The organism is Binatus sp. (SeqCode) (genome assembly GCF_049584895.1).
Taxonomy (GTDB): domain Bacteria; phylum Desulfobacterota; class Binatia; order Binatales; family Binataceae; genus Binatus.
In genome coordinates, this window is sequence record NZ_JBAUYR010000051.1 from 57,053 (window position 1) to 63,303 (window position 6,251).

Annotated in this window: 6 protein-coding genes and 1 other RNA gene; 3 read left to right on the forward strand and 4 right to left on the reverse strand. The window is 59.6% G+C overall.

The features are described from left to right. Nucleotides 1-39: 39 nt before the first annotated feature. Complete coding sequence (locus WB650_RS10235; protein WP_422295243.1) at nt 40-966, forward strand: branched-chain amino acid transaminase; 927 nt, start codon at nt 40-42, stop codon at nt 964-966. A 132-nt stretch (nt 967-1,098) separates the two neighbouring features. Next, nucleotides 1,099-1,698 carry a peroxiredoxin gene (locus WB650_RS10240; protein ID WP_422303960.1) on the forward strand — a complete coding sequence of 200 codons (600 nt, stop codon included), beginning with the start codon at nt 1,099-1,101 and terminating at the stop codon, nt 1,696-1,698. A gap of 7 nt (nt 1,699-1,705) precedes the next feature. Here the strand turns inward: WB650_RS10240 and WB650_RS10245 are convergent, their stop codons facing one another. After that, nucleotides 1,706-2,428, reverse strand: coding sequence for a YkgJ family cysteine cluster protein (locus WB650_RS10245; protein ID WP_422303961.1), 723 nt, complete (start codon nt 2,426-2,428; stop codon nt 1,706-1,708). 356 nt (nt 2,429-2,784) lie between these two features. Between WB650_RS10245 and WB650_RS10250 the strand changes: the two genes are divergently transcribed. Beyond that, complete coding sequence (locus WB650_RS10250) at nt 2,785-5,013, forward strand: ATP-binding protein (protein WP_422303962.1); 2,229 nt, start codon at nt 2,785-2,787, stop codon at nt 5,011-5,013. A 4-nt stretch (nt 5,014-5,017) separates the two neighbouring features. Here WB650_RS10250 and WB650_RS10255 read toward each other — a convergent pair whose 3' ends face one another. From WB650_RS10255 to ssrA, 3 genes are all read right to left on the reverse strand, one after another. Continuing rightward, nucleotides 5,018-5,242 (reverse strand): type II toxin-antitoxin system HicA family toxin, encoded by a 225-nt coding sequence (locus tag WB650_RS10255; RefSeq protein WP_422303963.1) that lies wholly within the window; start codon nt 5,240-5,242, stop codon nt 5,018-5,020. Between the two features lie 8 nt (nt 5,243-5,250). After that, nucleotides 5,251-5,865 (reverse strand): helix-turn-helix domain-containing protein, encoded by a 615-nt coding sequence (locus tag WB650_RS10260; protein ID WP_422303964.1) that lies wholly within the window; start codon nt 5,863-5,865, stop codon nt 5,251-5,253. A gap of 94 nt (nt 5,866-5,959) precedes the next feature. Further along, nucleotides 5,960-6,251, reverse strand: a transfer-messenger RNA (tmRNA) gene (ssrA, locus tag WB650_RS10265); the annotation flags it as partial.

A 6,251-nucleotide genomic window follows, 5' to 3' on the forward strand; every position in this document is an offset into this window, starting at 1 on the left:
TCGACTAACCAGTCACCTTCGACTACTTTTGACTCCACTATGCCCGCGAACAATCTCCGCTCGGATCGAATCTGGATGGACGGCGTAATGGTCCCCTTCGACGAGGCCACCGTCCACGTTTTGACCCACAGCCTGCACTACGGCCTCGGGGTCTTCGAAGGGATGCGATGCTACAAGAGCGACGACGGCCGCTCGGCAATCTTTCGCGCCCGCGAACATATCCGCCGCCTCATCGACTCCGGCCACATCGTCGAGATGGAAGTCCCGTACAGCCAGGAGGAGTTGCTCAAGGCATGTGCCGACGTCGTGCGGATCAACAAGTTCGCCGAATGCTACATCCGGCCGCTGGTGTTCTTCGGCGAAGGTGAGATGGGCCTGTCGGCGCGCGGCAACAAGATTCGCGTCTCGATCGCCGCGTGGCCGTGGGGCGCATATCTCGGCGAGGACGGCGTCGACAAGGGCGTGCGCCTCAAGACGTCGTCGTTCGTGAGGTTCCATCACAACTCGATGATGCCGGCCGCCAAAGCCACCGGTCATTACGTCAACTCGATCCTCGCCGGCTACGAGGCCCGCCGCAACGGCTACGACGAAGCGCTCCTGCTCAACACCGAGGGCTTCGTCGCGGAGGGCAGTGGCGAGAATGTTTTCGTGGTGCGCGACGGAGTCGTGCGCACGCCGCCACTTACGTCCGTGCTGGCGGGAATCACGCGCGACGCCGTCATTAAGATCCTGCGCGACAACGCGGTCGAGGTGCGCGAGGAATATTTCGCCCGCGACGCATTCTACATCGCCGACGAAGCGTTCATGACCGGCACCGCCGCCGAGGTGACTCCGGTCGTCGAGCTGGACGATCGCAAAATAGGCCCCGGCAAGCCCGGCCCAATCACGGCCAAAGTGCAGCAAGTGTTCCACGCAACGCTGCACGGCCGCGAACCGCGCTACCGCGACTGGCTCTACTACATCTAGGTATTTCTCTGGTCCCCCTTCCCGCTCGGGAAGGGGGTAGGGGTTGGGTTGCGAGGTGTCATCGCGCTGCGTGTTTTTCGGGGAACCTTCCAACCTCGCGATAGGTTAGTATCCAAACGGGGAAGAACTCGAATGAAAATGATCACCATCGGACTAATCGCAATCGCCGCAATCATGGTCGCAGTCGCGATACGCCCACGACTCGCGCGCGCCGAACTCCTTAAGGAAGGAGAAATCGCGCCACCGTTCACCACTCAGATGGTAACCGGCGAGCAAGTAGGTCCAATGGCGCTCGCCGACTACCACGGCCGAAAAGTCATCCTCTATTTCTATCCCAAGGATGAAACCTCGGGATGCACCAAAGAGGCGTGTGCGTTCCGCGACGGCTACGCGCGCTTCACCAACGCCGGGCTGGTGGTGCTCGGATGCAGCGTCGACTCTGCGGACGCGCACAAGGATTTCATTCGCAAGAACGGCTTGCCGTTCCCATTGCTGCTCGATCCCGACAAGAAGATCGCAACCGCCTACGGCGCAGCCAACGGCATTCCGATCCTCGGCCTCGACCGCCGCATCACCTACGTCATCGACGAGAACGGCAAGATCATCAAAGTGTACCCGAGCGTCGATCCGTCCACGCACGCAACAGAAATCCTGAGCGACCTCGGCGCGAACAACCCTCCTGCTCCAGCGCAACCCGCCCCCGCCGTCCCGGCGGCCCCAGCCTCCAACTAACGAAGGCTCACTGCACCTCGGCCGGCGAATATCCCAGGCTCACAGCGAGCATCACAGCCGCCGCCGCAAGTATCTCCGCATTCGACTCGCATCGAATCAACTCCGCGAGTCGTTGAATATGAGCGGTGACGATCTCTTCTTCGTCGATGCCGGGAATTCCACCCGCGTCGAACATCGCATCGATCAATGGATTCGCATCGTAGTTGGACTCAGCCAACGCCTCGCGAACGGCGCGCCGCCAGAACTCGCGCGGCTCGACTCGATCCAAATCGACGGTCGCCCCGATGCGCTCACGAAAAACAGCGAGCAACCACGCATAGCGCGCGTTCGCCGCGAGGTACTCATCGACACCCTGCGCCGCGAGGAAGTTATCGACGTTGCCGTCGACGCCATAAACGCCTAGCGATCCCTCTGCAGGTTCCAGCCTAACGAATTTCTCACTGATGGCAGCTTCAATGTGCTCGATCCCAATAGGGTACAATCGGCAAGCGAGCGGCCGTCCACGATGGACCCCGCAACGCGTGCCCTCAAGCGCAACGCATGCACCGCCATCGTAGAACTTCAGAATCGAGCCTCTCCGAATCGTAAAGCGATCGATCGCCTCGCGCGTCGATGCTCCCGCAGCCCGCGCCAGTCGAATCACATCGTAAGGCGACAGTGTAATGACCTTGTTGTGGCAACAAAACCCGCACGCATTGCAGAGATACGAAAATGCGCTGCTACGATTCACTACCGGTTCCTTCGCTGCGCTCAGGATGCCACAAAAACTGGATGACAGAAGAAGAGAGCACGCATTGTGGGTCGATTTAGAGCGACCTAACTGTGATGCTTCAATAGGTTGTCCTTCCGGGAGGACGCATAGGTTGCCGTATGCCATCGCCTAAAAGCACGTGCAGACCTTAATGTTTCTACGGTAAATGTTTCTGATTACGCACGCGCCTATGCGTATCTGGCCAAAAAACCGACGATTTTGCTACATTTTCGTCTCTGGCTCATAGTTTGCGTCTTTCTCAAAGCAAAATCGCGTATTCGGAGAGTCGCTCGCTGGAGGGTATGCTTAAGCTCGCAAAACTGCGGAGTTACTGAGTGGGCACGAATGAATCCGAGCTCAGCCTCAAAGCGGCTTCATTCGCAGCTTCGTTTTCTGCCTCATTTGCGGCTCCGGGCGCGTGGGCGGACGTCAATCCTCACTCGCATCTGGTTCAATTCTACGAAGACGACGGCTTCCTAATCGATTCACTGACGCATTGGTTCGCCGACGGCCTCAGCGTCGGTGACAGTTGCGTGTACGTCGGCACTGACTCGCACCGCATCAGCCTCGAGCAACGTCTCGCAGCCCAAGGCGTCGATCTCGACAAACTTCGCAAAGAGGGTCGCTTCGTCTGCCGCGATACCTCCCAGACGCTTTCCACCTTCATGGTCGACGAGTGGCCCGATGAGCCCTTGTTCACTCGAGCCATCGAGAGCGTTATCGCCTGCGTGACCAAGCCGCGCGACCTCCGCGTATTCGGCGAGATGGTTGCGCTTCTGTGGGCTGACGGAAACCGGCAGGCTGCCGTCCGCCTCGAGGAAATGTGGAACACGTTCATGAAGACGCACGCGCTTTCGCTGTGCTGCGCGTATCCTCTTCACAGCTTTGGCTCCGACGCCGATGCGTCGCTGTTTCTCAAAGTATGCGCGAATCACACTCCGGTCCTGCCCGCTGAGAGTTATAGCGCGCTGCCAACCGAAGCCGAACGTTTTCGCGCGATCAGCCTACTGCAACAAAAAGCCCGCGTGCTTGACGCCGAAAAAGCCGGACGCAAGGAAGCTGAAAAGTCGCTTCATCTGCGCCAGAAGGAGCTTTCGGATTTCATCGAGAATGCGCTCGAAGGTCTCCACCAGGTCGGTCCCGACGGCAAAATTCTGTGGGCAAATCCTGCCCAACTGAAACTGCTCGGCTACTCCGCCGCCGAATACATCGGGCGTCATCTCTCTGATTTTTACGTCGAGCGCAATCGGTTCGACGAATTCTGGAACCGGCTGATGCGGGGCGAGGTCATCTACGACTTCCAGGCGGCGCTGCGATGCAAAGACGGATCGATCAAGCATGTCCTTATCCATTCGAGCGGACGATGGGTAGACAGCAGGTTCGTCTACACGCGATGCTTCATCCGCGACGTGACCGAACGCGTGGAATTGGAACGGGAACTCAAGGTCAGGCTCGCCGAACTCGCGCAGGCCGATCAGCGCAAGAACGAATTCCTCGCGATGCTGGGTCATGAGCTTCGCAACCCCCTATCCGCGGTACTGGACGCTATCGCAACTGCGCAGCTGGACCACAGCCGCCGCGATCGCGCCCTGATCATCGCGCGCCGCCAGACTGATCAGCTCGCAGGCCTGGTCGACGACTTGCTCGACGTCGGACGAATTACGCAGGGCAGGATCGCTCTCAAGAAGGAAGCGATCAAAGTCGGAAGCATCGTCAAGCAGGCGGTCGAAGAAGCGCAATGTCTGGTCGAACCCGGTCAGCATCAGTTGTCGGTTAGAATATCGTCGGTCGCTGACGAAGCAATGATCGAGGCCGACCCGGCACGCATGCGCCAGGTGATCACCAATCTCATGCACAACGCCGCGAAGTTCACACCGCCCGGCGGCCGTATCGACGTGCTGGCCGAGCGCACCGACCAGGAGGTCGTCTTGCGCGTGTGTGATTCCGGCATCGGCATCTCGCGCGACCTCCTGCCTCACGTATTCGATCTCTTCACGCAGGCCGAGCGCCCGCTTGACCGCTCGCACGGCGGATTGGGCATCGGACTGACCCTGGTCAAGCGTCTGGTCGAGATGCACGGCGGCAGCGTTCAGGCGCATAGCGCAGGACCCGGGATGGGCAGTGAATTCGAGGTTCGCCTGCCAGTCTCGGCAACCGCCCGCCCCCAAACGAACGCGACCGCGATCGACAGCAAGGCGCAGGGCGATTTGCGCGTCGTGATCGTCGAGGACAACTACGACGCGGCCGAAGCGCTGACGATGTTGATCGAGCTGTTCGGACACCAGGCCACCATCGTTGCCGACGGATTGGCCGCGATCGACGCGGTCCGCGATGACTCATTCGACATCGGGCTGGTGGATATTGGACTGCCGGGCATCGACGGATACGAGGTAGCGCGTCGCATCCGGATGCTCCCGAACGCAAAGACCATGAAGCTCGTGGCTCTGACCGGCTACGGCCAGGAAACCGACAAACAGCGGGCCCTCTCAGCCGGCTTCGACGAACACCTGACCAAGCCGGTAAAAATCGAACGCCTGCAAGCCCTCCTGAACCGCCCGCGCTAACTAATTACTTTTTCAGAAGCGCAAGGAATTCGCCGGCTCCTATTTCAACAGTCCGGAGAATCGCTCGTAGCGTCCCTCGGTCGAGTTCTCGATGAAGCGGCACGGTTACGGGATTTCGATTCGGGCACACTAACCGCACGTGACTTCCTCTCTGACGCGCCTGTCGATACCCCATCTTCGTCAGAGCGGCGATGCATTCTCCGCCTGAAATGACGGGTAGCGGGATCACTCTTGGGTTTACGGATGAGCAGGTTTTGGTCTAGGAGACAGCGCTGTCGCTATCTTTTTCCGAAAGTCCTTCCAAGCAGAATCGGCATTGGAGAGGACCTTTTCGGTCTCGGCGAGATCCTCCGGAGTTAACAGAGCCCGTGCGCGAGGATTCGCAAGGAAGAAGAGTTCGCGACGATCGAGACCAAGCACTTCCGCAAGACGCACTACGATCTTGTCGGAAGGATGGCGTTTGCCTGACTCCAGATGGCCGACATAGTTCGTGGAGGTCTTCAGGCGGCGGGCTACTTCATCCTTGGTAAGGTCGAGTTGCCTTCTGCGCTCGCGAATGACTTGTCCGAAGGTAGGGGCTTTTCTTGTAGCGACACCGCGGACGTGTCGCGCAGGCCTCGCTAGTCTGGCCGTTGCGCTAGCATTGGCGATTCTGATCCGTGCGACGTCGTAGTGAGATGCCAGTTCCCATCCTTCTTCCGCGCGGCTTTCGAGGCACAGCTCGATCGCTTCCCGCACATTACGGAGGGCTTCGCTTCGTGTGCGACCTTGGCTGATACAGCCGGGAATCACCGGACACTCCGCGACTATGTACCCGTCCTGCCCGGCGTTGAGAATTACTGGCAGTTCCATGGTTCGCACAGAGTATCACCTGTGGCGGCTGCTCGAAAACATGATGGAGTTCTCAGATGACTGAAAAATCCGGCTGACGCGAGCACCAAAAAAGTGGTGGAGGCGGGGGGAATTGAACCCCCGTCCGAAGGCCTTCCGGCGACGGCCACTACACGCTTAGTCTGCGAATTCTAGCTCGCGCCCGGAGCGCCCACAGACGGGCTTTCCTGACGCCAGCCGGCTGAAGTTTCGGTAAACCGCCCAGCCGGTGAACTGCGGGTCCCTAGCCCACTAAATGACGCCCCGACCCGCTGCCATGGGCGAGCAGCGGCGGGACGCTAGCGGCCCTTAGGCCGCCAGAGCGTAACCGTTATTGTCTGCGGGTAAATTTCGCAGTCTGCCAGTTT